Raw genomic sequence first — 26,923 nt, 5'->3', positions numbered from 1 at the left:
TCCTTTACTTATAATTGGCTCATCACCATAACGTGGGGTTGATTTCCGTTCCGACTGGGCGCTTTTATCGCTGCCGCTTCGCTTTCGCACAGAAAACATCCGCTACGCTGCAGGGTCTTGGGCCAGCACGATGCTGGTCACGAAGGCGTTATCAAAGACGTGATGGTTTTAGCCTTCGTTCCTCTATCGCTAATCCCCAAGGAGTCGCCCAGTCGGAACGAAGATCAATTTATATACGTAGTATACGTTTCAATAAATGTCATACCCATTTTTTGTGATTATCCTTATAATTCTAAAAAAGTATAAATATATTATTTAACATTTCTTTAATATATTTTTTACAGTAATTTTAATATGCATTTCCATTATTGGTAATGACGGTGGTTTTTTTTCATGATAGAATAGAGTAAATTGTCAGTCATCTGACATATTATGAGGAGGAATTCATTGATGAAATGGGTTAAAAGTATTGCAGCAACAACTCTAGTTGCGAGTTTACTAGCTACACCCGGTTTTGCCGCACATGCAGCGGAAGCAACACCAACAGCTAAGAAAGATGATTTCAAATTAACAATTCTACACTCAAATGACACGCATGCACACGTTGAAGATGCTCCAAAGCGTGCAACAAAAGTAAAAGAACTTCGAGCTGCAAATGCAAATTCACTTCTTTTAGATGCTGGTGATGTTTTCTCTGGTACTTTATACTTTAACGAATTTGCTGGAGAAGCTGATATGAAATTAATGAACTTAATGGGTTACGATGCAATGACTTTTGGTAACCATGAGTTCGATTTAGGATCTAGTCCAGAAGGACATGCTGCACTTGCTAAATTCGTTAAGGGCGCAGAGTTCCCATTACTAGGATCAAATCTAGATTTTTCGAAAGATTCTTTATTCGATGGCTTACAATTCAAAACAGTCACAAAAGATTTTGAAAACGGTAAAATTTATGACGGTATCATTAAAGAAATCGATGGAGAACAAGTAGGTATTTTCAGCTTAACAACAGAAGAAACACCTACAATCTCAAGCGTTGCTAACGTTCAATTCGCTAACTATATCGACTCTGCGAAAAAAGCAGTAGCAGAATTCGAGAAGCAAGGTGTTAACAAAATTATCGCAGTTACTCATATAGGATTCGATGACTCAGCAGATTGGGATAATGACCAATTACTAGCGAAATCTGTAGAAGGCATTGACGTAATCGTAGGTGGTCATACACATACAAAATTAGACAAGCCTGTGAAAGCTGAAACAACATATAAGAACCCTACAATTATCGTTCAAACAGGTCAATATAGCGAAAATTTAGGTGAATTAGATTTAACATTCGACGATAACGGAGCAGTTGTTGATTACTTCGGTCAATTACATGCTTTAAATGATAAAGAAAAGCCTGTAGAAGCAGATCCTGAGGCTACAGCACTTTTAGCTCCATATAAAGAGCAAATTTCTAAAATATTAAATCAATCAACAGGCAATACAGCTGTGTCACCACTAAATGGTGGTCGTGGTCTTTGGGGCGTACGTGCTGGAGAAACAAACCTTGGTAACTTAATTACTGATGGTATGCTTGCTGGTGCTAAAAAAATTGATCCAGAAGTACAATTTGCATTCCAAAATGGTGGTGGTATCCGCGCTGGTATTGATGCAGGAGATATCACTGTTGGTGAGGTTATGACAGTTATGCCATTTGGTAATGCACTTGGTATCGTAAAATTAACTGGTGCTGAAATGTATGATATTGTTGAACATAGTGTGAAAGAGTTTCCGAAAGAATCTGGTGGCTTCCTACACTTCTCTGGTTTACAAGTAGAATTTGATGGAAAAGCACCAGCTGGTAAACGTGTAAAATCTATTAAATTAAATGGTAAAGAGATTGATAAAGCAACCTATTATAAAGGGGCAACAAATACATTTACTGCTAAAGGTGGCGACGGCTACGATACACTGGCAAAAGTATATGCGGACGGCCGTGTAAGTGAGCCTGGTACAATTGACTATGAAATGTTTATCGAACACTTAGATACGCTGAAAAAAGTTGATCCAAAAGTAGAAGGACGTATTATTGCAACAATTCCATTTAAAGATATCGCAAAAGGTTCAGAAACAGCTGGCTATGTTCGTGATCTTTATTACCGTGATTTAACAAATGGTACTACTGCAACAACATATTCACCGAACACAAACTTAACTCGTGCACAAGCTGCATCTTTTATCGCGCGTGCCTTAAAGCTTGAAGCAAAAGGTCAAACAACATTCTCTGATCTTGCGAATGTAAATCCTGCAACACAAAAGGAAATTACAGCACTTGCTGAAGCAGGAATTGTACAAGGTGTGAATGGTAAATTCAATCCTAATACAAAAGTAACTCGTGCTCAACTTGCATTAATGTTTGCTCGTGCATACAACCTACAACACGATGCAAAAACTGGTTTAAAAGCAGATTTCAGTGATATTTCTCAATATAACGCTGAAACTCAAAATGCTATTGCACTTATGAAAGACTTAAAGATTGTTAGCGGCGTAAACGGCAAATTTATGCCTAGTAACAATGCAACACGTGCACATATGGCAAAAATGCTTTCTAACTACATTCCTTTTGTAAAAGAATCTAAATAATATATTTACAAAATCCCGCTTCTCACATTAGAGAGCGGGATTTTCTATTGCACTAAAAATTAAATTTAAAGTTATCAGGGTCCTGCCCAAATCGTTCATTACGATTTAACGCCGCAATTTTATCCATTTGAGCTAGTGTTAATTCAAAATCAAAAATCTGTGCGTTTTCCTCAATTCGATTAGGTGTCACAGATTTTGGAATAACAAGTGTATTATTTTGCAAATGCCAGCGCAGCACTACCTGTGCAGCTGTCTTCCCTATTTCGCGACTAATTTCCATAATTGTTGGATTATCAAGTACTCCACCACGACCTAATGGAGACCATGCCGTAACAGCAATTCCATGCTCACTACAAAATGCTCGTAATGCGTCTTGCTGTAAATATGGGTGCACCTCTACTTGATTGACCATCGGTGCTATATTTGCTTTAGCTAATAGTTTTTGTAGTTGATGCTCATGGTGATTTGAAACCCCTGTTGCACGAATTAATTTTTCATCATATAAACGTTCAATTGCTCTATACGTTTCTTCAAATGTTTCTGGAACTGCCCAATGCGTTAAATATAAATCTAAATAATCCATATTTAACTTTTTCAAAGATACTTCAAAAGCTCGTAATGTTTCATCATAACCTTGGTCATTATTCCAAACCTTTGTCGTCACAAAAATATCCTCACGTTTAACACCTGAATGACGAATAGCTTCACCCACCTCAGCCTCATTTCCATAAAGCGATGCCGTATCAATAGCTCGGTAGCCATATTTAAGAGCTTTATCAATAGCCTGCAAAGTCTCATCACGCTCTGTCATTTTATAAACACCTAAGCCAAAGCGAGGCATTTCCACACCGTTTGTTAATGTTTTTGTTGATTGTAAATTCAAGAATAACAACCCCTTTCTTTTCCTAGTACCATTATACAAAAAATTGGTTTTAAGAAACATCAGGAAAGTTTCCGGGGGAATTACTTATTGTTCTTCTGCTTTCTCTTCATAATCATCCACTTGGATAGGGTCTGGAATTCGATCGTCTTCTATAAGCTCTTGACCATCACGTAAATGCTCCATCTGCTTCCCTAAATCCTGTAAATCTTTAAAATTTCTAGCCATTGTACCATTTTCGATGTTTGGAACCTTTTTTTCCACTATTATCACCTCTCTTATAGTTTTCCCTAAATAGTTATTTCCGAACCATTTCTGACATATTTTATTCCGCTACGTCGTTTCATTTTTATAGTAGATAGGCTATACTAAAAAGAGATGTCTTTATAAACATGAGGAGGGTACTTCCATGAGTTTACTATTAATTATTGGTGTAACTGTTGCGTTCTTAGCTGCAATTTTTACTGCTGGTTATGAAGGCGACTACAGAGCAGACAAATAATATCTCAAAAAAATCACTAAGCATGAATATATGCTTAGTGGTTTTTTTGTTTAAAACTATTACAGCAAAGTCATTTTAGATAAAGTTTGCTCTTTGGCAAAGCGAGTGGTTGATTTCCGTTATGACTGAGTGTTTTCCTAATGGTCCGATGAGCCACTTTGTTACTTCTCTTATTTATTTGGAACAATATAATTACTTGACATTCTATACTTTATAAAATAAACTTACTTACATAAAGTAACTTGATAATTAATGATAACTTAAATTTTGGAGGTAATTTACTATGCATTTTCATGAGAAACCTAACACATATGTTACAAATGTTGAAATTAAAGTGAGCGATTTACAACGTTCATTAACTTATTATCAGGAGGTAATTGGCTTTAAAGTTTTACATCAGGAGTCTCATAGAGCAACTCTAACTGCTGATGGCAAAACAGCTTTACTGACAATCGTCCAACCCGAAACAGTTGAAGAAAAAACGAGCTTAACAACTGGACTTTATCACTTTGCAATTTTACTGCCAACTCGTCGTGATTTAGCGAATATTATTACTCATTTTCATAACAATGGCGTGTACTTTGGAGCATCTGACCATGATGTAAGTGAAGCACTTTATTTAAATGATCCTGATAATAATGGCATTGAGGTTTATGCGGATCGCCCTGAAAATGAATGGACTTGGCATTTCGATCAAGTGCATATGGTGACTGAACCTCTTAAAATCCGTTCTATCTTGGAGGAAGGTGACGGTAGATGGAATGGCCTTCCAGCCGATACGGTTATGGGGCATATTCATTTATCTGTTTCTAATTTAGCTGCCGCAGAGGAATTTTATACAAAAGGATTAGGATTTGATATTGTCACTCGCTATGGAGCACAAGCTTTATTCATCTCAACTGGCCGCTATCATCATCATATCGGTTTAAACACTTGGCACTCTGAAAACGCACCAAAGCTTGGTGAAAATCAGGTTGGCTTACAAACATTTTCATTACGTCTAGATAATGAAGAGCAAGCAGCAACAATGAAAGAAAATCTTCGTGCAATTGGTGCACCTGTTACTGATATTGATGGAGGTTTCCAAACAGAAGATCCATCAGGTATCACTGTTTTATTAAAATTTTAAGAGTGATTTGACAGGTTTTCCGTCGGGGTGAGGATTGCATCCGTCGCTTGACGGGTTTTATCCGGCGCTTGTGAGATTCTTTCCGTCGCTTGCGGGGTTCTAACCATCACTTTTCGAATCCCTTCACGTCTAATAAAAAATGCAGTTCTCCTCAATGGAGAACTGCATTTTTTAATGTAACCCTGGATATCCTTGTTGACGCAATGCCTCATAAATAACAATGGCTGCTGTATTCGATAGATTAAGTGAACGAACATGCTCACTCTGTGGAATACGTAAGCACATATCTTTACGCTCATACGCAAAATCCTTTGGCAAGCCAGTCGTTTCTTTTCCAAACATAAAGTAAATATCACGATCTTTATCACTAAAATCATGTGTCGTAAATGGTTCTTCACTATAGGTCTCAATTAAATAAACGTCACCATTTTTGGATGCCTCTAAAAAATCCTCTAGCGAATCGTGATACACGACATTGACACTATGCCAATAATCTAAGCCGGCACGTTTTAGCATTTTATCGTCTGTGGAAAAACCAAGAGGACGAATTAAATGTAGTGACGTATTTGTTCCAGCACATGTGCGTGCAATATTTCCTGTATTTGCTGGAATTTCTGGTTGATATAAAACTATATGCAATGGCATACGGTACACTTCCTTAACTAAAAAATTGTAAACCTTTATTAATTTCAACGAGTACTTCCTCGTCTTGTTCTTGTGCGTTTGCCTTAAGTAATGCGGATTGAGCCTGCTCCCCGCCTATCTTGCCTAAAGCCCATGCTGCAGTCCCTCGAATTACAGGTCGTTCATCCTTTTCAAGAAGTGCTACTAAGTCTGGGACCGCAGCTTCTTCTTTGAAGTGTGCAAGTGCCAAAATAGCATTGCGTTGAATTGGCTTTTTCCCTCGCCATGAACCAGAAACATGTCCAAACTTTTCTTTAAAGTCACGATTTGAAATTGTTAAAAGTGGTACAAGTAATGGCTTGGCAAGCTCTGGATCAGGTTTAAATTCCTCATGCATCCAGTTAATCTTTCCTTTATTCTTTGGGCATACGGTCTGGCATGTATCGCAGCCATACAAACGATTACCAATATGGGTACGAAACTCATCAGGTAGCATTCCCTTAGTTTGTGTTAAAAAGGCTATACAACGTTGAGAGTCTAGCTGCCCTCCCTCGATTAACGCGCCTGTTGGACAAACATCTAAACATAAGCGGCAATCCCCGCATTCATCCTCCATAGGCTTATCAGGAGCAAAAGGGATATTCGTGATGAGCTCTCCTAAATATACATAGGAACCGAACTCAGGCGAAATGATCGAGCAGTTTTTTCCGCTCCAACCTATCCCTGCACGTTCCGCAACTGCCCTATCGACAAGTGCCCCCGTATCAACCATTGATTCAATACGAACACCTTCTACGCGTTCTTCAAGCCAGGCTGATAATAATTTCAATCGCTCACGTAATGCTGTATGATAATCGATCCCCCAGGAAGCACGGCAAAAAATTCCGCGTCTTGCTCCCTTCTTGCCAACAGGTGCATTTTGCATACGTGACGGATATGCTACAGCTATCGCCACAATACTCTCTGCTCCTTCTAACAATTGTAGGGGTTCGGTACGTTTTTCTATATCACTTTCTTCAAAGCCAGACTGATAGCCAAGTTCTTGCTGGCGGCGCAGTCTATTTTTCATTTCAGTAAAAGGAGCTGCTGTTGTAAAGCCAATTTTATCTACACCAATGGACATTGCATACGCCACAAATTCACGTTGTAGGTCATGTATGTTCATTTTATTTCCAACTCCTTACATGGTACAATAATAGAAATAGATAAAGTAGGTGATGTTTTATGGACATTTCAATTAATCAATCTCTATTGACACAACATCCCGAGCTTAAAATCGGCATTATTCATTATACCAAAATTGTCGTTGCAGAATCTCCTCAAATGATTAAAGGTCGCATGCAATTGTATCAGGAAAATCTATTTTTAGAAATGCAAGATAATCCTGTAACGCAACGGGAGGGTATCGCAGAATGGCGACAACTATGGAAAAAGCTTGGTGCAGATCCGAACCGCTATCGTCACTCAGCAGAAAGCTTAATGCGCCGAATTAGTAAGCAAAATTATTTAACACCACTTCACTCTGGTGTTGATTTAAATAATTTCTTCTCCCTCCAATATGAAATTCCAGTAGGCTTATATGATGTAGCTGAACTACAAGGAAATATAGAAATTGCACTTGGCAATGAGGACACTGGCTATGAAGGCTTAAATGGTCGTTTTAATGCATTAAAAAATATCCTTTATAGTTGTGATACTGAAGGAGCATTTGGGTCACCATTTGTCGATTCTAAACGTACGTCTGTTACAGAGGAAACGACTGAAGCTCTACATATTTTCTATCTTCGCCCATCTTTGTCAGAAGAAAATGCGAATAAGCTTCTAGAATCTGCCGGTAAGATGTTTAACCAAATTCATGGCGGCGAATATAAAATGGCCCTCTTAACAAACGCAGCACCATCTACTACATTGTAAAAGGACGTGTTTTCATGATTAATCTTGCAGAAGCCGTTAAGCTAAAAAGTATTTTAGCAAAAAAAGTACAGGAGCTTATTGGCGAATTAGAACGTAGCGCTTTTGTAACTGTTGAAAAGGGACAAGCACCTAAAACAAGTAATCGGGCAATGACAGTAATTGAAGCTGAATTGGCTCAAGTACGTCTCGATGTTCGTACATTAGATCGTTTAGTATACGAAGCAAATATAAAAAACACAGTAGACTTTAAAGGGGAAAAACTAGCATTAGTTGAAGCGATTGAACTCGCTACACAACTCCGCGCAGATGCCGAGCTTTGCAAGGAGTTTAGTATGCATGAAAAAGAAAGTGTACGAACGGGCTATGGTGAAACTACAATGCTTTATGAAATTGCTATGTATGAGCCAGATGAGTATCGTGAACGTGCTATTACACTAGAAAAAGATGCACATAAATTATCGAATCTTATCAATGCAAAGAATTATAGTGTTGAAATTAACTTCGATGATTCTCGTTATTTCTAATCAGATCATAAAATACTGCAATAAAAAAAGCATCCTTTTTGAACTGCACTTCCAATTGAGTTTAACAATTGGAGTGCAGCTTATTTTTGGATGCTTTTTTCTACTTTGTTAAATCAAAATTAATCCCAATTTTTCCTAAATCCATGTCAGCAATAAGAAAAGTTACATTATGATTAGTATTAGAATCAGTATAAGTATGAGTACCTTTATTCTCATTTCCAGCTTTATCTAATTCATCAATAAGTTTATCCACATTCACTCCTAATATAGCAGCCATTGATATAGCGGAGGAAAGTCCTTCTCCCCATTCATCTCCATCTTCATTTACTTCGTTTTCTGGCACTCCTTCCATAGAAACACCGTATCCAATTATTTTTTTATCATTGTTATATTTAGCTTCTACTTTATAATGACCCTTATATTGTTTAAAATCAGTTTCCAATAAGATTTGTGAGAATGTATTATTCTCTTCTTTATTCAGTTCACTAGTAATTGGTTCTGAAATCTTGTCTATTTCGATTGGATCTTCTGGATCCTGTTTAAATACATCAACTTTGACATTGTATTTTTTAACAAGCTTTTCTACCGCAGCCTTAGATTCAGGATCAACCTCTTCAAATTTTACTGGAACGACTTTCTTTTCCTCAGCTGGTTCTTTCTCTACAACATCTTCTTTTTTTACATCTGCCTCTTTTTTCTTCTCTGTTCCCTCTCCGGAACATCCAACTAGCATAACTGCTAGAAGTAATAATAAAGCTTTCTTCATTACCTTTTTCCCTCCGAATGCATATCAATAAAAAATATATGTTATTAGATTCAATGGAATAGAATTATAGCTCCCTTGAACTGCATTGCAATTGTTTTACACAATTGAGGTGCAGTTCATTAGAGATGCTTTTTGCTCTACTTAGTTAAATCAAAATTAAATTCAAATTTTCCTGACTCTAGATCAGCAAATAGATTAGTTACCTTATATTTCGAATCCGTATATGAATGAGTGCCTTTCTTCTCCTCAGCTTCACCTAAGGAATCACTAAATTTATCTAAATCTAATCCTAGAACTTGAGCAACTAATACAGCGGAAGTTATTCCTTCTTGCCATTCATCTCCCTCTTCATTTACTTCTTTTTCTGGAAGTCCTTCTACAGAAACATTATATCCAATTAATTTTTTATCCTTATTATATTTAGCAACTAGTTTGTAATGGCCCTTATATTCTTTAAAATCAGTATCCAATAAGATTTGTGAGAAATCATTAAGTTCATTAGTTACTGGTTCTGGAATCTTCACTAATTCTACCGGTTGAACCTGTTTAAATACATCTACGCCAGCATTGTAATCTTTTGCAAATTTTTCTACCGTAGCTTTTGATTCAGAATCAACTTCTTCAAATTTTACTGTAACAACTTTCTCTTCCTTTACAACATCATCTTTTTTCTTCTCTGTTCCCTCTCCAGAACATCCAACTAACATAACTGCTAGAAGTAATAATAAAGCTTTCTTCATTACCTATATTCCCTCCAAATGCATCAATAAAAAATAACGTTACTAGATTCAATGAAATAGAATTATAGTAAAATAAATACTTAAATTTCTATTTAACATCCTCTTATTACAATTCTTACAAAAACGGATGTATATTACCATAGTTATTATTCGCCATTTTTCGACATTTTGGTAAAATTAAAACTTTTTGTTATACATTAAAATAACTAAAACATACGCTCGATTGCACCGAAGGAAACATCTATTAAAAATTATTCAAGCCTTGTATATTAGGGATAAAACTATAAAAAAATAGGAAAAGTGTGTACAGGAATAAATGAATTCAAATATGAAATGATTTTGGCATTTTTCTACAACATGTCACTGATAGTTTTTCAGAAATTTGTAACAAACTTGAGTTTTTGCTCGTTATTTGAGTTTGTAATTTATTTCTTACAGTACATCCGATGAATCAGAGCTTTTCATATCATAAGGAAATGTATACAATAGGTTATGAAGTCGATGAGACTTCATATCGAATTGGATGTGCTGTTTTCAAAACTAGCTTTTTGGAGCTAACTTAAACAAAACCAATGACAAGTTACCTGTTACTGTATGACCAATGACTAATAACCAACTATAAGCAATGGCCATACCTGTAAACTTAATAAATCATTCGAAAACGCCATCCACTAGCTCTCTTACACCTTGTGTGTGGGAGGGCTTTTTTCATTCGCAATGAATATCAACAGAGGCAAAATCAACATTTTCAAGTTCTTAATCATGTTTTGATAATTTCACCTTCGTTAACTCACTCATCTCGTGTGCACGAGATTTTTTCATGTCTATTTGCCCCCTGATATGGACAGAATGGCTATATCAAAAGAAAGGGGTTATACAATGACAAAACAACATGATTCGACAGACGAGCATGACATGACTTTAACAAATCGACAGGGGCACCCTATTACTAACAATCAAAATATACGAACTGTCAGTAATCGAGGACCTGCAACCCTTGAAAACTATGATTTTATAGAAAAAATAAGTCACTTTGACCGCGAAAGAGTTCCTGAGCGTGTTGTTCATGCTCGAGGTGCAGGGGCACATGGCTATTTTGAGACATACGGTGTTGTTGGGGATGATCCTATTTCTAAGTATACAAGGGCAAAAGTATTTCAGGATAAGGGGAAGCAGACACCTGTTTTTGTGCGCTTCTCAACAGTTATTCATGGGGGGCATTCACCAGAGACTTTACGTGATCCTCGAGGCTTTGCTGTAAAATTCTATACTGAAGATGGTAACTGGGATTTAGTCGGCAATAATTTAAAAATTTTCTTTATCCGCGATGCTATGAAATTCCCTGATATGATTCACGCTTTTAAGCCTGATCCGATTACAAATATTCAGGACGTTGAACGCTTTTTTGATTTCTGTGCAAGCTCACCAGAGTCATTCCATATGGTGACATTTATTTATTCACCTTGGGGTATTCCTGCTAATTATCGAATGATGCAAGGCTCTGGCGTTAATACGTATAAATGGGTCAATAGTGAAGGCAAAGCGGTCCTTGTAAAATATCATTGGGAACCTTTACAAGGCATTAAAAACTTAACACAAAAAGAAGCAGAAGAAATCCAAAAGAAAAATTTCAATCATGCCACACAAGATTTGTATGATGCAATTAAAAATGATGATTATCCTGAATGGGAGCTTAACGTCCAAATTATGGAGGATGGTCCACATCCAGAGCTTGATTTTGATCCGTTAGATGATACGAAGCTTTGGCCGAATGATCAATTTCCGTGGTATCCAGTTGGTAAGATGGTGTTAAATAAAAATCCAGAAGATTATTTTGCTGAGGTTGAACAGGCTGCTTTCGGTACAGGTGTACTTGTAGACGGATTGGATTTCTCGGACGATAAGATGCTACAAGGTCGTACCTTCTCTTATTCTGATACACAGCGTCATCGTGTAGGTGCAAACTACTTACAACTTCCTATCAATGCTCCTAAAAAACGAGTAGCAACCAATCAAAATGGTGGTCAAATGCTGTATAAGCGTGATTTAGCTCCTGGACAAAATCCTCATATTAACTATGAGCCTTCGATGTTAAATGGTTTAAAGGAAGCTACTCAATCGGCAAATGAATATACACCACTCGTGGAAGGTAATCTCGTTCGGGAATCCATTGATCGTCAAAGTAATACTAAGCAAGCTGGAGAAACATATCGTAATTTTGAGCAGTGGGAGCGAGATGAGCTGCTTGAAAACTTAATTCGTGATTTAGCAGTCTGTCATATAGCCATTCAAGAAGCGATGATTGCATTAGCAGAGGAAGCAGATGAAGAATATGGTCGTTTGTTAAAAGCAGGATTACAAAAAGCTCGAAATGATTCATCTTCATCAAAGCCACTTGGCAATATTGCTGGTGATGAAGCACCTAAAAAGGCTGTAGATAAAGGTCATGACGCTGAGCCTTATTAAATCAAAAAGACATTACATATTTTCACAACAAATATGTAATGTCTTTTTTTTACTTTTTAATTATTTTTCGTATGCTTTATACCAATGATATGGTTGTATTTCTTTCAGTGTTTTAAATATCAATTCACCATTCGGATTAGTGATAGCCGCTTTTACGTTTTCACCCCAGTAAAAAAGCCTTTCTTGACATACACCACAAGGAGTTAGCACAGTAAATACTGAATTTTCGTTTTCTCTGGCAATACAAATACTATGAGTAACCTTCGTATTAAGTTTATGCGCTTCAAGTATTGCACCAGTTTCCATGCACAATTCTGTAGAGGCATTAATAACCTCTGGTGCTACGCTCGTTAAAATCTGACCATCTTCAGTATACATTGCTGCCGCACCACCCCAACCAGAAGGGTATCTTTTTTCGATCAATTCTACCGCCGACTGATATAATTTTCGCTCAATATCCATCTTCTTCTCCCCCCGTTTTTAATCAATTAAACATAGAATTCTTCTTTTTAATGAACACCAGGCAAAATCTTCAGTATCTTTTCCTGTGCATCTAAAATAGCATCTACTCCTAATGGAATAGCAATATTCGTTGAATCATGGCCAATTTTAAAGCCTGCTACAACCGGAACGCCTAAATCCGTAAAATAATCCTTCATTAAAGTGAATAGTTCCGCTTCATCCGCTTCTGTTTGCGTAAAGGAACCGATAACGACACCGGCTAACTGCTCAAGCTTTCTCGCCTGCTTTAATTGCTGTAGATTCTCATCGATTTTTGGAATAGTTTCTCCAAGCTCCTCAATTAATAAAATGCGACCTTCCGTGCGCACTTCAAATTTAGTACCTAATGTGTTAACAAGGCGACGTAGATTCCCACCAATAATCTGACCGCGAGCAACACCTGATACAATCGTTGTTAACGGGGCAATATCCTCCGTATACTGTAATTCCATCGGTGAAAATAACTGTAAAAACATTTTCTTTGATAAATCATCTATTCTATCTACAGACATAAGGAGCGGTCCATGAAACGTCACTAAATTAGCAAATTCGTTAATCGCGCAATGTAAATATGTAAGATCAGAGAAGCCCCAGAAAATTTTTGGATTTTCCTCAAGTAGTCCGTAGTCAATCTTTTCCGCAATTCGTGCAGAGCCATAGCCCCCCTTAACACAAAAAATTGCCTTCACCTCTGGATTTCTCACCATCTCATGAAAGTCATTCAGACGCTCCTCATCACTACCTGCTAAATAATCGTGCTTTGCCTGAATAGTATCCCCAATTATATAGTTAAGACCTAAATCGTCAAGAAAGGCTATAGCATCTCCTAGCTTTTCGGGCTTAACTTTACTTGATAAAGCCACAAGGCCAACTGTATCGCCTTTTTGTAAATGTGGTACGGTGCTTTTCACCCTAACCCCTCCTATAGTTTTTCTTTTTCTAGCCTATAGACCATATTGTAGCATTGATTAATAGCGAAGTTAGTGTTGATAAAATATAAAATTTCCGGATGAATGTCTCGTCACTCTGATTTCTATTCGTCGCCTTGCCGGCTCTATCCACGACTTTGGTTGTTCTATCCGTCACTTTGACGTTTCTATCCGTCGCTTTGATGATTCTTTCCGTCGCTTTGATGATTCTTTCCGTCGCTTTGGCTCTTCTATCCACCGCTTTGGCTCTTCTTTCCGTCGCTCTGATTTCTTTCCGTCACCTTGGCCCTTCTTTCCGTCGCTTTGGCTCTTCTATCCACCATTTTGACGTTTCTATCCACGATTTTGGCTGTTCTATCCACCACTTCGACTGTTCTTTCCCATCGCTCTGATTTCTTTCCGTCACCTTGGCCCTTCCTTCCATCGCTTTGCTGATTCTATCCGTCACTTTGGCTCTTCTTTCCGTCGCTCTGATCTCTTCCTTCATCTTGGCCCTTCCTTCCGTCGCTTTGATGATTCTATCCGTCACTTCGGCTCTTCTTTCCGTCGCTTCGGCTGTTCTATCCACCATTTTGACGTTTCTATCCACGACTTTGACTGTTCTATCCATGACTTTGACTGTTCTTTCCGTCACCTTGGCTCTTCTTTCCGTCGCTTTGATGATTCTATCCGTCGCTTTGGCTCTTCTTTCCGTCGCTTTGGCTCTTCTATCCACCGCTTTGGCTCTTCTTTCCGTCGCTCTGATTTCTTTCCGTCACCTTGGCCCTTCTTTCCGTCGCTTTGGCTCTTCTATCCACCATTTTGACGTTTCTATCCACGATTTTGGCTGTTCTATCCATGACTTTGACTGTTCTTTCCGTCACCTTGGCTCTTCTTTCCGTCGCTTTGATGATTCTATCCGTCGCTTTGGCTCTTCCTTCCGTCACTTGGCTCTTCCATCCGTCACTTGAGCGACTCTTTCCGTCGTTCTGAACGCCAAAATAAAAAAGCGCAGACTTTAAATAATACGAAGTCTACGCTTAATTCCTATTTTGTTCCGCCGTAAATGACTGTTACATTTGGATGATTTAATAATTGGCTTGCTGGGAAATCTTCAGTGACGATACCACTTTTTAATTTTTCAATAGCTTCTAGCTTTTTTTCCCCAAATGCAATTAACACGATTTCCTTGGCATGCATAATAGATTGAATGCCCATTGTAATAGCATGTGTTGGTACATCCTTAGAGTCATCAAAATAAATTGCATTTTCTGTGCGTGTAGATTCAGTTAACTCTACAATATTAGTTAGTGAGCCAAAAGGTGTGCCCGGCTCGTTAAAGCCAATATGTCCGTTAACGCCTATGCCTAGTAGCTGTAGATCAATTCCACCCGCTTCCTTGATTCGAGCATCATAAGCTACACACTCAGCATCTAAATTTTCTGCCTTACCATTTGGTAAATGTATATTTTCTTCCTTAATATCTACATGATCGAATAAGTTCTCATGCATAAATGTCCAATAACTTGCTGGACTTGATTGATCGAGACCTACATATTCGTCTAAATTAAAAGTAATCACGTCGTTAAAAGATATATTTCCAGCTTGTTGGCGTTTCACTAATTCCTTGTACATCCCTACAGGAGAACCACCAGTTGCTAATCCTAAAATACTCGCTGGGTTTACTTGTAATTGTTTAGTGAAAATATCCGCTGCTACTTCGCTCATTTCATCGTATGAATTTACTTCTAACCATTTCATTTCGCTTGTCATTCGTATACCTACCTTACAATCATTATTATTAACTAAAATAATAGGAAATATCTCTCGTTATAGTAGTTAATATTTTCATTTTACAAGTTATTTACCTTCTTTTCTATTATTTTCTTTCTATTATTCACGTGTATTCTCAAACCATTTCGGTTATGTTATTTAGTAAGGAAGTGAGGCGATTTTATGAATTCACAAATACAGCAATATTTAAAGCTAATTCAATTTCAAGGATCTTTAGAGCCGTCTATTAAGCTACTTGGTCAGCTCCAAACAAAACATCTACATACCATTCCTTATGAGAACATAGATGTTGCCTTAAAACATGGCATCTCCTTCGCTATTCCTGACCTTTTTCAAAAAATAATTTTTCAACTTCGCGGAGGCAATTGCTTTGAGCTAAATATTTTATTTAGCTGGCTACTTCGCGAACTTGGCTTTTCTGTAACCAATCGCTATGCTCAGTTTTGGCGCAACAATGAAGCAGATACGCCTATTGAGGATGTACCTATGCATCAGCTATTGCTTGTCAATTTCGATGGTCAATCATATATTTCAGATGTTGGCGTAGGCGCACTAGCTCCTTGTAAGCCAGTTCCACTTATAGCTGGGCATCAACATCGTGAAGGTAAAGAACTTTATAAAATTGAACGAGATGAAACGAACGGCTGGATGCTGTACGAACTAACAAAGAGTAATTGGCGTTTACTTTATAGTTTTTTTGATGATGCTAATGATGCAAAGTTTGCACCACGACTTTCTAAACAAGAAAATAAAATCGCTATGATTCGTACTCCTGGCGGGCGACATACAATGCTTAACAATGAATTCCGAATATACGAGGGACAATCCCTAACAACCTATACAACTCATAACGAAAAAGAATGGCGACAAGCACTTCATCGTTTTTTTCATATTTCATTAGATTAGATGCTACAGAAAGCAAGCCTCCTCATCTAAAAGGAGACTTGCTTTTCTTGTACTATACGACTTAATCACAAAAAAGCCTCCACAATCGTTTGCAGAGACTTATTAAATAGATTATTTGTTTTGAATTAAGCCGAAGCCAAGCCCTGTTGGATCTACCATATAGGCAAGATAAAACTCATCGAATTCCATTTTGTCGCGAACAATGATGGCACCATTCTGCTTAGCTGTAGAAATAGCTTCATCGATAGAATCAACTTCAATTTGAATTCGTGTTCCAAAAGGATAGTCATGTGGTCCCTTTCCAATACCGCCGTTAATCCCTGATTTTTTATCATCCCCGGTTGTTACAACCCAATATTCCCAATTAGGTGCAGCTACCTCCCAACCAAAAACATTGGCATAAAACTCAGCTGCTTTTTCAGGTTCTTGACTATTCAATTCAAACCCTATTACTCTGCCCATCTAAATCCCCTCCTGATTTTTAAATCATAATGTATAGTTCAGCATTTTGATGGATATTTCCTCCATTAACTTCATCACCATCCTTAGATGGTAGTAAGGAATTGTGAAAACATAATGACTTAGGTATTTAACTATTCCTTAATTGGTAAAATATTGTATAATGAATTAGAACGACCGTTCAAATGTTAAGAAGGAGTAAATCATTGAATAAAAGACGTTATGATAGCGAGAAAGCAAAAGTTGAAATTATGGAACATGCGGTTAGTTTGTTTTCTCAAAAAGGCTATAATCAAACATCAGTTGGAGATATTTCAACCGCTTCAGGCTACAGCAAAGGACATATTTATTATCATTTTGAAAACAAAGAAAAGCTTTTTGTTCTTTTAGCACAGCAAACAATGCAAGATTGGAACAACAAATGGCTACAAAAAGAATGTACCTACTCCACGGCAACAGAAAAATTATATGGCATGGCCATGCACGTTCTCTATCATTACCAAACACCTTTATTAAGATCAGGGCAAGAGCTAGCTTCCAATCCAAAATCGAGCCCTGAATCAGTGCAACAACTATACAATTTAGCGATTGTACCGATGGGTGCTTATCGTGCGATTCTTCAAGAAGGGGTTGATAAAGGGGAATTTTTTAATGGCAATATTGATGAGTGGACAGTTCTACTAGGCACATGGCTAGGGGGGTTATGTCAGCTAACAAATAATCAGGAGCTTAAAGCGCTAGAGCCACTCTTTAATCAGGCAATAACTATTTTTTTAAAGGAGATTAAAAAAGGTGGGATATAAATGAAAGTTGCATGTATAGGAGACAGCTTAACAGAAGGTCGACCAGGTGTTTCATTTTTTAAACTACTAACAACAAAACATCCACATATCGAATTTGATAATCTCGGTAAACCAGGTGAAACAGTAAAAAGCTTACACACTCGTTTAGAGAAATCGAAGCTAGCTACTTCTTATGACCTTAGCTTTCTTTGGATTGGTGTCAATGATGTGTATTCTAAACTTATGAAAGTACAGGCACAGCCAGTTACAAAAGATCATCAAGAATTTAAAGATTACTATGTAAATTGTTTAGAAATGATTTTAGCATCCTCTAAACATGTCGTTTTAGTAACACCAGCTTTAATAGGTGAGGCGATAAAAAATACTCCTAATAAGGAGTTAAAAGAGCTCTCCTCTATTATTCAGTCCATTTCTTCTAAGTATGCAAATGTAAGCTTTTTAAATATTCAAGAAGTTTTTGCGCATCACTTAGAGGAAGTTAATAGTTCGGATTATATGAACACCAATGTTATGCGGGTAATGAAAGATGTACTGTTTTATAAAAACCCTTTGCGCATTGACCGATTATCCAAAAAGAGAGGGCTACATTTAACGTTAGATGGTGTTCATTTAAATAGTAAAGGAGCAGAACTTGTCATGAAAGAATACACAGCAATCATTGAACAGCTTCAATTGCAAGAAGCTACCGTACATTAGGAAGCCATACGAGAGGTGATGAATATGAGGAAGGTTGCGATTGTTACTGGCGGTGTATCCGGTATAGGGAAAGCTATCTGCAAAGAGTTAGTAGATCGAAATGTATTTGTCATTATTGCAGATATTAACGAACGTGATGGACGTCTTCTAGAGACAGAACTAAATAAAGATGCTTCAAATGCTCAATTTATCGAATTAAATGTAACCGATTACAAAAGTGTTGAACGTGTCATTACAAATGTTTATGAGGAATTTCAAAGATTAGATTATTTATTCAATAATGCTGGTATTGCTATGTACGGTGAAATTTATGATATGACGGTGGACGAATGGAAAGACATTGTGGATATTAATTTATGGGGCGTTGTATATGGTACTCAAGTTGGCTATCCAATCATGAAGAAACAAGGTTTTGGTCATATCATCAATACATCATCAGCAGCAGGGTTGGGGCCATCTCCTATATCTGCGGCATATTCAACTACGAAGCATGCTGTTGTGGGCTTAACGACATCACTACACTATGAAGCTGAGGAATTTGGCATCAAGGTAAGTACGCTATGTCCTACTTTTGTTGATACACCTATTTTTGATAAAGCAACAGCTATTAATATCGATAAATCAGTGATGTCCAAACAATTGAAAAAGCAAAAAATGATGTCTCCACAGCGACTAGCCAAAATCACTATAGAAGGCGTACACAAAAATAAGCCAATTATTTGTCCTATGCCAATGCGTAAAACAATGGATATTGTCTTTATGATCTTCCCTTCATTACACAGGGCATTAATGAGAATGGTCTGTAAAGTAAGCCGTAAAGCTCGATTAACATAAACATTCTAAATGGTAAAAAACCGCTATGCTTTTCCGCCGGCAAGGCACGAGCCGCATCAGGGCAAAAAATAGGATGTTGGATACGAAGGCATATATCTCCTTCTCTACATTTTCATTTAAACTTCATCGCAAATACAATTCGTAGGAGTCTCGCGGCTTTTTACCTTTATAATTAAGATAACTAAAACACTTAACGGAATAACCCCTTTTCAGAGACAAGTAACTAGTTATTTATGCTCTTTTTCATCTTTCTTATAAATCCCTAAGATTAATATAATAACCCCGATAACAAAAATTAAAGGAGATAAAAACAACATAATCGATGCTACCCAGCCATTACTAAACATCGTTCCATACACTACGCCAATCACAAAAGATAAGAATGGTGCAAACGCTATCATTGTAAAGATACCCCAAATGATATATTTCCCTTTCTCCGATTTCCCTTCGGTTAATTGGAATGCCGCTATTAAAGCAACTAATACAATCAATAAGGCAATAACAAACGCCATTTCAAGTCACCTCCTTCTTTCCTTCTATAATATGCTTCATTAGTTTAGTGATTTGGTAACTTAACACTAGGCTGATTAAAAATATCTATAAATTGCGCTCAGATGGAACGCAAATCAGTCCCACAATATGGCGAAGAGCTTGTTTCATCAAAAAACCACAACCATCAATAAATGTGGTTGTGGTTTTTAGCTGTTCAATCTAAATGACATCTGGCAAAATAACACCGTCGCTCATTTTAATAATTCGATCCGTGTAAGCAAGCATTTCTTCATCGTGTGTCACCATTAAAGTAGTAATGTTTAACGTTTTAGTCAAGTCTCTTATTAGTAACATAACCTCTTTTGATCTTTGTGAATCTAAGCTTGCTGTTGGCTCATCTGCGAATAGAACTTTCGGTTTATGAATGATTGCTCGAGCAATAGCAATACGTTGCTTCTCTCCACCTGACAATGAAGAAGGATAAGCCATTTTTCGATGGTCCATCCCTACTAATTTTAGTATTCGATCAACTTCATTTTTTTGTTCCTGCTTCTTTAATTTTGATTCGGAAACATCTAGCATTAGCAGCAGTTGCTCCTCAACTGTAAGAAAAGGTACAAGGTGTGCAAACTGAAAGACAAACCCAAATTCACTTGCTCGTACTTTTCGAACCTCTTCAGAGTTCATGTTGGACATATTTTTTCCTTCAAATATAACATGCCCCTCTGATGCAGGCTGAAGTCCAGCAGCTATTGTCAAAAGTGTACTCTTACCAGATCCAGATGCACCGACCAATGCTGTTATTTCCCCTTCATTTAGCGAAAGATCTATCCCTTTAAGTATTTCTTCCTCTACCTCGCCATTCCTAAACGTTTTTCTAACTTCATCAATTTTAAATAAAGTCATATTAAGCCTCTCCTTGCTGTATCGCTTGTAATGGTTGAATTTTTTTAATTTGGATGCCTGAAATTGTAGCACCAATAAATCCAATGATTAGGAATACGATTGATAATTGGGTAGTTGTCATAATTGTTAAAGTGAAAGGCATTCCTTTTGGTGCTATTAGATTAAATGCTTGGCTAAAGGCTACCGACAAAATAAGTGAAATAACTGTAATGATAGCCATCTGTGTCCATATCATTTTGAATAATTTGCTCGTTTTCACACCAATGGCCTTTAAAATTCCGTATAAACCAATTTTCTGGACGTTCATCATATAGAAGAAGATAGCAAACAGCATCCCACTAATGACTACTAAAAACCACACAATCATATTTAAAGACATTTGTTCTGCATTATAACTTGGAATTGTATTAAGAAATTCTTTATTTGAAAATGATTGTAATCCAGCAAATTGTTTTGAAGAATCACCATTTGGTACAAAAATCAGCTGCATTTCATCAACACGGTAAATTTCTTTATAATCTTCTTCATTAATATAAGCGACAGGCGCATGACTATATTTTTTTTGCTCTACAAATCCCTTTACTACAAATTTGCCATTAAATTGATTATTCGTTAATGTATCTCCTATTTTAATTCCTTTGTCTTTCAATGAGCTGTCTAAAATGACCTCCTCGTGTTTTACATTTTCAAATAACTCTGAATCGGTCGATGTAACAAACGCAACACTTTGCTGCTTATTATCCTCATCATTTAAAAAGCCCATTTGTAGTGAAAAAGCTACAGCATCCTTTTCATTGCTCAATATTTTATTTTGAGTACTGCTATCTATTTTTGAAAGATTATAAGTTTGATCCGCATCTTCATTCATATAAAATTGTCCTTGCGGTAAGTCTTTGATTAAAGCGGCATTATCTTGTGATAACCCATTCGCCAAACCAGAAATAATAAAAGTTAATAAACTAACAAGAAAAACAATCGAACCCAATATTAAAAATCTGACTTTATTTTTCTTAATTTCCTTCCAGGCAAGATTCATAGTGAACTCCTCCATTCCTTTTTACATCCTAAGCATAAAATCCTTAAATGAACGGAAGATGAACTAATCATTAAAAATAAGGAGTTTAAAACAAAAAAATAACTCATAAACCCCTTTTCTTTTTTAGGTTTACGAGCCGATTGAAATATTATTGGCCATCTAAACGAATGACAGCTTTTTTATGATATTTTGGCGTTTCCTCTAATTTAGATTCGTACAAAATCACTTCTTCTACTAGAAATTTTGGAAGCTGAAAATTTTCTTCTAGCAATGCTTCGAACGGAAACTCCCCGTATCCTTCATCCCATTTTCTCGCAACAGTTATATGCGGTTTAAAGGGCTTCTTATCTAATTCAAATCCAACCTTTATACAATCACGGTATACTATTTCTCTCACAAAATTTAATTGCTGAGATTCGAGCAGATCAACCCATAAAATTCTTGGATATTCTTTTCTTCCAAAAGTATTGAACCCTTGAATGTTTAATTCGAATGGAGAAACATTTATAAGATTTTTCCTCGTTTCATCCATTACAGCCTGTAATTGCTCTTCATCCGTATGCCCTAAAAAAGCCAATGTGATGTGATAATCTTCCTGGTGTACCCATCGTTTAAAATAAAAATCTGCCTTCATTTCTTCACATCTCACGTTAAGAGCTGCTTTAATATCTGAAGGAAGTGGCACGGCAATAAAAAAATGTCTGTTCATAATCATACCCTCTCTATTCATCGAAAATGCTACTTAACAGGCTTTATGTCTTTTCCTACTAAAATTTAACCATTACTACAAAAACCAAAACGAATGTAAATTCCACGCAATGAAAGAATTAAGCAAGCTTACGAAGCTTTTAAATTTAAGATTATTCTTCAAAAACTTTCTCCAAATATAGACAATAGCGCTTATTGTAATGATAGTTGGACTTTTATCTTTTATTATTGTACCTTACTTCTTTTTCATACTGTCCTTTTTCTCTACTGTTTGTGTACATTAAACAAAAAATCTTTGCTTATCGAATCTAACTATTTACTAAATCTTTAATTTTAATATTCAGTAAATTTAAATTGATTTCTATCTGTTTTTTTTATTATCTTTTCTTATTAAATAACGCCTAGTTACTTCAAGAACTGAACATATACATGGTATCAATACCCATTGAATACCATCGCTTTTATCATTTTTAAACAAGTCATATAATGCCCAAATCAATAAAGCTGCAAGTAAAATAGCAAGTGTATATCTTGAAGCTTCTGCATAATAATCTTTTTCTTTCTCATCCTTTTTATCATCGTCTCCCTTCATGATTTCACTCCCTAGTTTTTAATCATATTTTAGCAAAAGCCTTAAAATAATCTAATACATATTTATCATCAAGGGTTGATATTATGACTAAAGAATAACATATGGGCTTTGACGTAGATTTCTTTGTAAGTAGAGATACAACTATTACTGATGACCTTATACTCTTTCACTTTGTTATGTAAAGACAAACAAAAAAGACTGCAACATAATTGTTGAAGTCTTTAATTAAAAAGCTCTTTTCACTGACCATCCTTTATACTTTCCGTTATACTTCTTTGAATATAAAGACATAAGTTCTGTCTGATAATCAATAAGTGCCAGGGCTTCAGTTTTCATGACTTTAAGAACATTATAATCATTATATTTATTATCAACTTCAATAATAAATCCTGTTTGTTCTATCTCTTTCACACATTCTTCTGTCGAATCTTTTGGTATTTCAATTTGATGCGTAATGTCACATGTATTAACTTCATATAAATTAATTCTTGTTTCCTGTACTCTCGATTTATTGGTTTGAAGTCTATTTTCCATTTCTGTTGATGTTTCAGAGTAATTAAATAATCCTTCTTTAAAAATATGGTCAATTTGAATACGATTATAGTCTAAAATCCAATTTCTATATTTATGGTATAAGGGCAATAAACTTTCTTTATCTAAGCTATAAACATCACATCCACGGTCATCATACATATGTAATAATGTACTCTTTGACAAATTCAGTAAATAAAGATTTCCTTCTATTCTTGGCTTTCTATCGAAATTAGTATTACTTATCGCTTGAAAAAGATAACCTAAACGAATATCTTCCTTTTTAAGCTTTAAACTGTATTGAATTGTTTTCATTTCAGTATCTTCTTCATCATACTCATAAGGTACTGTTTTACAATTTAATCCATATATTAATTTTTTGTTTTTGAGAAAACGGTGTATATTAACTAGATCATTTCCTCTGTATTCAATAGATGTATTAATTGAAGCAATTAGCATAATGGTATCAGTCTTATTAAAAAGAAAGTTAAAAATAGATAATACACGATGATAAATTTCTTTAGAATATTCCTCGCCTTCTAATTCGACAAGTCCTAATTCAAAACGAATCCAATATTTTGGATTTCTTGTCAATTGGTTAAACAGCTCCATCTTTAAACTCCCTAGATATATTTATTCACTAATTTAATATCTTTATGTTTGAGATCAATCTCCTTAATTGCCTTTTGGTATGTTAATGATTGATCATCCCTCGTTTAATGACAGAATATGTACGCGATATGATTATAAAAATCCTATTGAAGAAAATAAAAAAACGCTTCATACAAAGTGTAAGAAACGTTGATTACACTGCATTGGCAAGCAGTGACATGATACCGATGGTCGGGGTCGAACCGACACTCTAAAGGAACACGATTTTGAGTCGTACTTGAACGTCTGAACACTTGAACCATTGGTATTATGCTATTTATCCAACATTTCTTAAATCGTGTCATACGACCTGTCAATTTATGTTCCTATTTTACCTTTTTTGAAATTAATAGCAAGGAAAACACACGGTAAAATACTGTTAATAAAGAGTATTTTCTCATGTTTTACACGGCATTAATTTTAACTCTGATCGCGGGAGCAGGAATGCTATCATCATTAAATAACATTGACCTTCTAACTATGATTATAACACCCCGACACCTGACCTTTTACTTTATGTTTGAAATTCTTGATTAGCGTTATATATGTTTTATATGTTTTTGTGCTATATAAAGTTAATAAAAAATTCCAAAACCTTATCAATTATTTGTGTTTTCATCCTCATCTAAAAAATCCTGAAGGCTTTTAGCGATTCTTTGTAGTTAGTAGCATATGTTTTACCGAATTTTTCTTGTTTAATCCCATCACTCAATAATTCATCAATAAGAATCTAATCATAAGCTGTAAGTGTTCCTTTTAAAACTTCTGACTTCTTTCGGTTTTTCGACCATCGTAGAATACCTCGATGGTCATATAACAGAACGTTATAATATGAATCCGTAATTTCATACTTTTAAAAAATAATAAGTTTCAAAGAAAGTATTCTGTTTTGAATATTCAAGACACAATATATATTGCAAAAAACTGTAAACCAATAATCGAAAACCGAAAAAGGTTACATATTGTCTAGTAACTTCCGCGGATTTTATTTTTATTAAAGTTATTAAGGAGCAATATTAAAATAAAATTATTCAATCATGCTGTTAAAACATGTTTTCGAATAATTTACCCTCTTTCCCCTTTACTACTATAAATTAGTATAAAAATAGTTATAATAGGAGATACATAATGAGTATTATGAAAATAATTTTAGTGCTAAATTTAATATCCATAGGGGCTAGATCAATAAAAAGTAAATATGCATCCAATGAATATTTTAAGCTTTATATTTCTTGAGCAAATCACGCAAAAAATAAAATAGCATGTTATTAGATAGATCTTTGCTTGTTTCGATATCTCTTAAATCGATAGTACCTTGTTGCGCAGCTATTCCTTCTTCATGGACATTATTAAAATCTTATCCAGGTAAAGCGAAGTAATGTAAGCTGGCTAGCAATCAGAAAAATTTTAAAATTTTTGAAGAGAATTTACTTTTTATATCATGTCGAATAGTTTCGACTGATTTTCAATATCCCTTCAAAAGTAATGTTTTTCTATCTAAGAACGATATTAATACTAGTTTTTAAGGAGGGGCTGTTATGAGAATCGTGATAGTTGATGATGAACATTTACCATTAACGAGACTAAAAACCTTACTTGAAAAATGCGGTATCCCCGAAATTGATATAGTTGGAGAATATACAGATTCTCTAGAAGTCATTGACAAAATAGAAACTTTACTACCCGATGTTGTATTTTTAGACATAGTAATGCCAGATTTGGATGGGCTTGCGCTAGGTGAAAAAATTCAAGAACTATTGCCAAACGTAGAAATTGTTTTTACCACAGGCTTTGACCAATACGCTATAGATGCTTTCAATTTGCATGCTATAGATTATCTTTTAAAGCCTGTGCAAAAGCTACGTTTAAATAAAACATTGGAACGACTTCAACGGGTTATCGAAAAAAATCAGCCAATATCAAAAAAACAGAAAACGATTAAGCTATTAGGTGGTCTAAAGATAGTTACGCCTGATGGTAATACACAATTAATGAAGTGGCGTACGTCGAAAGCGAAAGAATTGTTTGCTTATATGCTTAGCCATCATAATGAAATGATTTATCGAGACACCATATTAGAGATGTTTTGGCCAGAGTCGGATATGGATAAGGCCTCCAAGCAGCTTTATACAGCTATTTATACCATCCGACAAACTGTAAAAAATTATGGACTAGACGGTGTGAAAATCTCAAGTCTATTGTTGAATTCAGGCTATCAATTAATGACAGAAAATGTTGTTATTGATGTAGAACAATGGCTAGCTCAATTAAAATCTTTACCTCCACTTGACCATGAAACGTTAAAGAAGCACGAGCATGCATTCCAGTATTATACAGGCGATTATTTAGGCGATAGCAATTATATATGGTCAGAAAGCGAAAGAGAGAGATTAAGACGTTTGTGGCTACATCATGCTCAGCAATTAAGTGAATTTTATATTAAAAATGAAAATTACCTTGCTGCCGTGATGGTACAAGAAAAAGTACAATCATTTTCTCCTGATGAGGAGAATAGCTATTTCACCTTAATGAAGCTCTATGATTTACTCAACAATGCTGCTGCAGTCGAAGAACAATATTGGTTATTAAAGAAAATGTTACAGGAACAATTAGCGGTGGACCCGAGTGAGGAAGTTGAAGACTGGTATAAAAATTGGAGAAAAATAAGTGAAATTTCGGCGGAGAAATGTTTTAGTTTAGGATAGATATAGAAAGGACTCTGCGATAGAGTCCTTTCTTTTATAGGCTACAATAGCGTTGGGTATCTTTTTATTAATTGGAACAAAGAGCGGCGACTTCTGATTTTCTCTGGTTTAGAACTATACATAGGAGCTTTTCAAATGCTGTAGGCAAAATCAATATTCAACTTTCATTCATCATCTCAACATCTTTTATTTTTTTTTAAGAATTAATAGAAAAACCAAAACCCATTACTT

At 35.8% G+C, this 26,923-nt stretch carries 28 protein-coding genes; 10 read left to right on the top strand and 18 right to left on the bottom strand.

The genetic code is table 11. The annotated features are described in order from the left end of the window. Positions 1-450: 450 nt before the first annotated feature. Positions 451-2,625, top strand: coding sequence for a 5'-nucleotidase C-terminal domain-containing protein (locus ACFVT8_RS15660; RefSeq protein WP_387083430.1), 2,175 nt, complete (start codon positions 451-453; stop codon positions 2,623-2,625). Positions 2,626-2,677: 52 nt separating this feature from the next. Here ACFVT8_RS15660 and ACFVT8_RS15655 read toward each other — a convergent pair whose 3' ends face one another. Together ACFVT8_RS15655 and ACFVT8_RS15650 are read right to left on the bottom strand one after the other, a co-directional pair. Beyond that, entirely contained in the window at positions 2,678-3,508 is an 831-nt protein-coding gene (locus ACFVT8_RS15655) for an aldo/keto reductase (protein WP_387083429.1), read from the bottom strand. A gap of 84 nt (positions 3,509-3,592) precedes the next feature. Further along, the gene (locus tag ACFVT8_RS15650; protein WP_170939047.1) at positions 3,593-3,769 is read right to left on the bottom strand and encodes a hypothetical protein; all 177 of its coding nucleotides are present in this window, start codon (positions 3,767-3,769) and stop codon (positions 3,593-3,595) included. Positions 3,770-4,290: 521 nt separating this feature from the next. Here ACFVT8_RS15650 and ACFVT8_RS15645 point away from each other — a divergent pair. Continuing rightward, a complete protein-coding gene (locus ACFVT8_RS15645; RefSeq protein ID WP_387083428.1) occupies positions 4,291-5,136 on the top strand; it encodes a VOC family protein in 846 nt (281 codons plus the stop codon). 171 nt (positions 5,137-5,307) lie between these two features. Here ACFVT8_RS15645 and trmL read toward each other — a convergent pair whose 3' ends face one another. Together trmL and queG are read right to left on the bottom strand one after the other, a co-directional pair. Continuing rightward, positions 5,308-5,781: a tRNA (uridine(34)/cytosine(34)/5-carboxymethylaminomethyluridine(34)-2'-O)-methyltransferase TrmL gene (trmL, locus tag ACFVT8_RS15640; RefSeq protein WP_049668897.1), complete on the bottom strand. Its 474-nt coding sequence runs from the start codon at positions 5,779-5,781 to the stop codon at positions 5,308-5,310. Between the two features lie 13 nt (positions 5,782-5,794). Continuing rightward, positions 5,795-6,925, bottom strand: a complete 1,131-nt coding sequence (queG, locus tag ACFVT8_RS15635) for a tRNA epoxyqueuosine(34) reductase QueG (protein ID WP_387083427.1) — start codon at positions 6,923-6,925, stop codon at positions 5,795-5,797. Positions 6,926-6,984: 59 nt separating this feature from the next. Between queG and ACFVT8_RS15630 the strand changes: the two genes are divergently transcribed. Both ACFVT8_RS15630 and ACFVT8_RS15625 read left to right on the top strand, forming a co-directional pair. Further along, positions 6,985-7,674 carry a B3/B4 domain-containing protein gene (locus ACFVT8_RS15630; RefSeq protein ID WP_387083426.1) on the top strand — a complete coding sequence of 230 codons (690 nt, stop codon included), beginning with the start codon at positions 6,985-6,987 and terminating at the stop codon, positions 7,672-7,674. A 14-nt stretch (positions 7,675-7,688) separates the two neighbouring features. After that, entirely contained in the window at positions 7,689-8,198 is a 510-nt protein-coding gene (locus ACFVT8_RS15625) for a hypothetical protein (protein ID WP_387083425.1), read from the top strand. 100 nt (positions 8,199-8,298) lie between these two features. Here ACFVT8_RS15625 and ACFVT8_RS15620 read toward each other — a convergent pair whose 3' ends face one another. Next, positions 8,299-8,964 (bottom strand): hypothetical protein, encoded by a 666-nt coding sequence (locus ACFVT8_RS15620; protein ID WP_387083424.1) that lies wholly within the window; start codon positions 8,962-8,964, stop codon positions 8,299-8,301. Positions 8,965-9,101: 137 nt separating this feature from the next. Continuing rightward, on the bottom strand, positions 9,102-9,704 hold the full coding sequence (locus ACFVT8_RS15615; protein WP_387083423.1) for a hypothetical protein: 603 nt from the start codon (positions 9,702-9,704) through the stop codon (positions 9,102-9,104). An 879-nt stretch (positions 9,705-10,583) separates the two neighbouring features. Between ACFVT8_RS15615 and ACFVT8_RS15610 the strand changes: the two genes are divergently transcribed. Continuing rightward, a complete protein-coding gene (locus tag ACFVT8_RS15610; RefSeq protein WP_387083422.1) occupies positions 10,584-12,170 on the top strand; it encodes a catalase in 1,587 nt (528 codons plus the stop codon). A gap of 60 nt (positions 12,171-12,230) precedes the next feature. On the opposite strand, the gene ACFVT8_RS15605 is transcribed toward ACFVT8_RS15610, so the two are convergent. The 5 genes from ACFVT8_RS15605 to nagB all read right to left on the bottom strand — a co-directional run bounded on the left by ACFVT8_RS15605 (position 12,231) and on the right by nagB (position 15,340). Beyond that, the gene (locus ACFVT8_RS15605; protein WP_387083421.1) at positions 12,231-12,632 is read right to left on the bottom strand and encodes a cytidine deaminase; all 402 of its coding nucleotides are present in this window, start codon (positions 12,630-12,632) and stop codon (positions 12,231-12,233) included. Between the two features lie 47 nt (positions 12,633-12,679). Next, positions 12,680-13,582 (bottom strand): S66 peptidase family protein, encoded by a 903-nt coding sequence (locus ACFVT8_RS15600; protein WP_387083420.1) that lies wholly within the window; start codon positions 13,580-13,582, stop codon positions 12,680-12,682. Between the two features lie 295 nt (positions 13,583-13,877). Beyond that, entirely contained in the window at positions 13,878-14,315 is a 438-nt protein-coding gene (locus tag ACFVT8_RS15595) for a hypothetical protein (protein ID WP_387083419.1), read from the bottom strand. After that, a complete protein-coding gene (locus ACFVT8_RS15590) occupies positions 14,308-14,526 on the bottom strand; it encodes a hypothetical protein (protein ID WP_387224293.1) in 219 nt (72 codons plus the stop codon). The genes ACFVT8_RS15595 and ACFVT8_RS15590 overlap by 8 nt, the downstream gene beginning before the upstream one ends. A gap of 100 nt (positions 14,527-14,626) precedes the next feature. Continuing rightward, positions 14,627-15,340, bottom strand: a complete 714-nt coding sequence (gene nagB / locus ACFVT8_RS15585) for a glucosamine-6-phosphate deaminase (protein WP_387083701.1) — start codon at positions 15,338-15,340, stop codon at positions 14,627-14,629. 195 nt (positions 15,341-15,535) lie between these two features. On the opposite strand from nagB, the gene ACFVT8_RS15580 reads away from it, so the two are divergent. Beyond that, the gene (locus ACFVT8_RS15580) at positions 15,536-16,279 is read left to right on the top strand and encodes an arylamine N-acetyltransferase family protein (RefSeq protein WP_387083417.1); all 744 of its coding nucleotides are present in this window, start codon (positions 15,536-15,538) and stop codon (positions 16,277-16,279) included. A 111-nt stretch (positions 16,280-16,390) separates the two neighbouring features. Here the strand turns inward: ACFVT8_RS15580 and ACFVT8_RS15575 are convergent, their stop codons facing one another. Beyond that, positions 16,391-16,741, bottom strand: a complete 351-nt coding sequence (locus tag ACFVT8_RS15575; protein WP_387083416.1) for a VOC family protein — start codon at positions 16,739-16,741, stop codon at positions 16,391-16,393. A gap of 203 nt (positions 16,742-16,944) precedes the next feature. Here ACFVT8_RS15575 and ACFVT8_RS15570 point away from each other — a divergent pair, with 203 nt between their 5' ends. The 3 genes from ACFVT8_RS15570 to ACFVT8_RS15560 are packed head-to-tail and all read left to right on the top strand — an operon-like array spanning position 16,945 to position 19,071. Continuing rightward, positions 16,945-17,541 carry a TetR/AcrR family transcriptional regulator gene (locus ACFVT8_RS15570; RefSeq protein ID WP_387083415.1) on the top strand — a complete coding sequence of 199 codons (597 nt, stop codon included), beginning with the start codon at positions 16,945-16,947 and terminating at the stop codon, positions 17,539-17,541. Continuing rightward, complete coding sequence (locus ACFVT8_RS15565) at positions 17,542-18,237, top strand: SGNH/GDSL hydrolase family protein (RefSeq protein WP_387083414.1); 696 nt, start codon at positions 17,542-17,544, stop codon at positions 18,235-18,237. It begins immediately after the preceding gene. 18 nt (positions 18,238-18,255) lie between these two features. After that, positions 18,256-19,071, top strand: coding sequence for an SDR family NAD(P)-dependent oxidoreductase (locus ACFVT8_RS15560; RefSeq protein WP_387083413.1), 816 nt, complete (start codon positions 18,256-18,258; stop codon positions 19,069-19,071). A gap of 227 nt (positions 19,072-19,298) precedes the next feature. Here ACFVT8_RS15560 and ACFVT8_RS15555 read toward each other — a convergent pair whose 3' ends face one another. The 6 genes from ACFVT8_RS15555 to ACFVT8_RS15530 all read right to left on the bottom strand — a co-directional run bounded on the left by ACFVT8_RS15555 (position 19,299) and on the right by ACFVT8_RS15530 (position 23,948). Continuing rightward, entirely contained in the window at positions 19,299-19,583 is a 285-nt protein-coding gene (locus tag ACFVT8_RS15555; RefSeq protein ID WP_387083412.1) for a hypothetical protein, read from the bottom strand. 199 nt (positions 19,584-19,782) lie between these two features. After that, entirely contained in the window at positions 19,783-20,469 is a 687-nt protein-coding gene (locus tag ACFVT8_RS15550) for an ABC transporter ATP-binding protein (protein WP_387083411.1), read from the bottom strand. 1 nt (position 20,470) lies between these two features. Continuing rightward, the gene (locus ACFVT8_RS15545) at positions 20,471-21,505 is read right to left on the bottom strand and encodes an ABC transporter permease (RefSeq protein WP_387083410.1); all 1,035 of its coding nucleotides are present in this window, start codon (positions 21,503-21,505) and stop codon (positions 20,471-20,473) included. Between the two features lie 148 nt (positions 21,506-21,653). After that, positions 21,654-22,214: an RNA 2',3'-cyclic phosphodiesterase gene (thpR, locus tag ACFVT8_RS15540; protein ID WP_387083409.1), complete on the bottom strand. Its 561-nt coding sequence runs from the start codon at positions 22,212-22,214 to the stop codon at positions 21,654-21,656. 360 nt (positions 22,215-22,574) lie between these two features. Further along, positions 22,575-22,805 (bottom strand): hypothetical protein, encoded by a 231-nt coding sequence (locus ACFVT8_RS15535; RefSeq protein ID WP_387083408.1) that lies wholly within the window; start codon positions 22,803-22,805, stop codon positions 22,575-22,577. 225 nt (positions 22,806-23,030) lie between these two features. Next, the gene (locus tag ACFVT8_RS15530; RefSeq protein WP_387083407.1) at positions 23,031-23,948 is read right to left on the bottom strand and encodes a DUF3885 domain-containing protein; all 918 of its coding nucleotides are present in this window, start codon (positions 23,946-23,948) and stop codon (positions 23,031-23,033) included. Positions 23,949-25,525: 1,577 nt separating this feature from the next. Between ACFVT8_RS15530 and ACFVT8_RS15525 the strand changes: the two genes are divergently transcribed. Then, on the top strand, positions 25,526-26,692 hold the full coding sequence (locus ACFVT8_RS15525; RefSeq protein ID WP_387083406.1) for a response regulator: 1,167 nt from the start codon (positions 25,526-25,528) through the stop codon (positions 26,690-26,692). Positions 26,693-26,923: the final 231 nt, after the last annotated feature.

This window comes from Lysinibacillus sp. NPDC058147 (assembly GCF_042884205.1).
In the GTDB taxonomy this organism is placed as follows: Bacteria; Bacillota; Bacilli; order Bacillales_A; family Planococcaceae; genus Lysinibacillus.
Note: the sequence above shows the minus strand (reverse complement) of the source record. Positions and strands in the feature narration are given on the sequence as shown.

Excerpts from the sequence above, each read along its gene's own strand:
- ACFVT8_RS15660 (WP_387083430.1), top strand. The coding sequence starts at position 451 with ATGAAATGGGTTAAAAGTATTGCAGCAACAACTCTAGTTGCGAGTTTA.
- ACFVT8_RS15645 (WP_387083428.1), top strand. The coding sequence starts at position 4,291 with ATGCATTTTCATGAGAAACCTAACACATATGTTACAAATGTTGAAATT.
- trmL (WP_049668897.1), bottom strand. The coding sequence starts at position 5,781 with ATGCCATTGCATATAGTTTTATATCAACCAGAAATTCCAGCAAATACA.
- queG (WP_387083427.1), bottom strand. The coding sequence starts at position 6,925 with ATGAACATACATGACCTACAACGTGAATTTGTGGCGTATGCAATGTCC.
- ACFVT8_RS15630 (WP_387083426.1), top strand. The coding sequence starts at position 6,985 with ATGGACATTTCAATTAATCAATCTCTATTGACACAACATCCCGAGCTT.
- ACFVT8_RS15625 (WP_387083425.1), top strand. The coding sequence starts at position 7,689 with ATGATTAATCTTGCAGAAGCCGTTAAGCTAAAAAGTATTTTAGCAAAA.
- ACFVT8_RS15620 (WP_387083424.1), bottom strand. The coding sequence starts at position 8,964 with ATGAAGAAAGCTTTATTATTACTTCTAGCAGTTATGCTAGTTGGATGT.
- ACFVT8_RS15615 (WP_387083423.1), bottom strand. The coding sequence starts at position 9,704 with ATGAAGAAAGCTTTATTATTACTTCTAGCAGTTATGTTAGTTGGATGT.
- ACFVT8_RS15610 (WP_387083422.1), top strand. The coding sequence starts at position 10,584 with ATGACAAAACAACATGATTCGACAGACGAGCATGACATGACTTTAACA.
- ACFVT8_RS15605 (WP_387083421.1), bottom strand. The coding sequence starts at position 12,632 with ATGGATATTGAGCGAAAATTATATCAGTCGGCGGTAGAATTGATCGAA.
- nagB (WP_387083701.1), bottom strand. The coding sequence starts at position 15,340 with ATGAAATGGTTAGAAGTAAATTCATACGATGAAATGAGCGAAGTAGCA.
- ACFVT8_RS15580 (WP_387083417.1), top strand. The coding sequence starts at position 15,536 with ATGAATTCACAAATACAGCAATATTTAAAGCTAATTCAATTTCAAGGA.
- ACFVT8_RS15575 (WP_387083416.1), bottom strand. The coding sequence starts at position 16,741 with ATGGGCAGAGTAATAGGGTTTGAATTGAATAGTCAAGAACCTGAAAAA.
- ACFVT8_RS15565 (WP_387083414.1), top strand. The coding sequence starts at position 17,542 with ATGAAAGTTGCATGTATAGGAGACAGCTTAACAGAAGGTCGACCAGGT.
- ACFVT8_RS15560 (WP_387083413.1), top strand. The coding sequence starts at position 18,256 with ATGAATATGAGGAAGGTTGCGATTGTTACTGGCGGTGTATCCGGTATA.
- ACFVT8_RS15555 (WP_387083412.1), bottom strand. The coding sequence starts at position 19,583 with ATGGCGTTTGTTATTGCCTTATTGATTGTATTAGTTGCTTTAATAGCG.
- ACFVT8_RS15550 (WP_387083411.1), bottom strand. The coding sequence starts at position 20,469 with ATGACTTTATTTAAAATTGATGAAGTTAGAAAAACGTTTAGGAATGGC.
- ACFVT8_RS15545 (WP_387083410.1), bottom strand. The coding sequence starts at position 21,505 with ATGAATCTTGCCTGGAAGGAAATTAAGAAAAATAAAGTCAGATTTTTA.
- thpR (WP_387083409.1), bottom strand. The coding sequence starts at position 22,214 with ATGAACAGACATTTTTTTATTGCCGTGCCACTTCCTTCAGATATTAAA.
- ACFVT8_RS15535 (WP_387083408.1), bottom strand. The coding sequence starts at position 22,805 with ATGAAGGGAGACGATGATAAAAAGGATGAGAAAGAAAAAGATTATTAT.
- ACFVT8_RS15530 (WP_387083407.1), bottom strand. The coding sequence starts at position 23,948 with ATGGAGCTGTTTAACCAATTGACAAGAAATCCAAAATATTGGATTCGT.
- ACFVT8_RS15525 (WP_387083406.1), top strand. The coding sequence starts at position 25,526 with ATGAGAATCGTGATAGTTGATGATGAACATTTACCATTAACGAGACTA.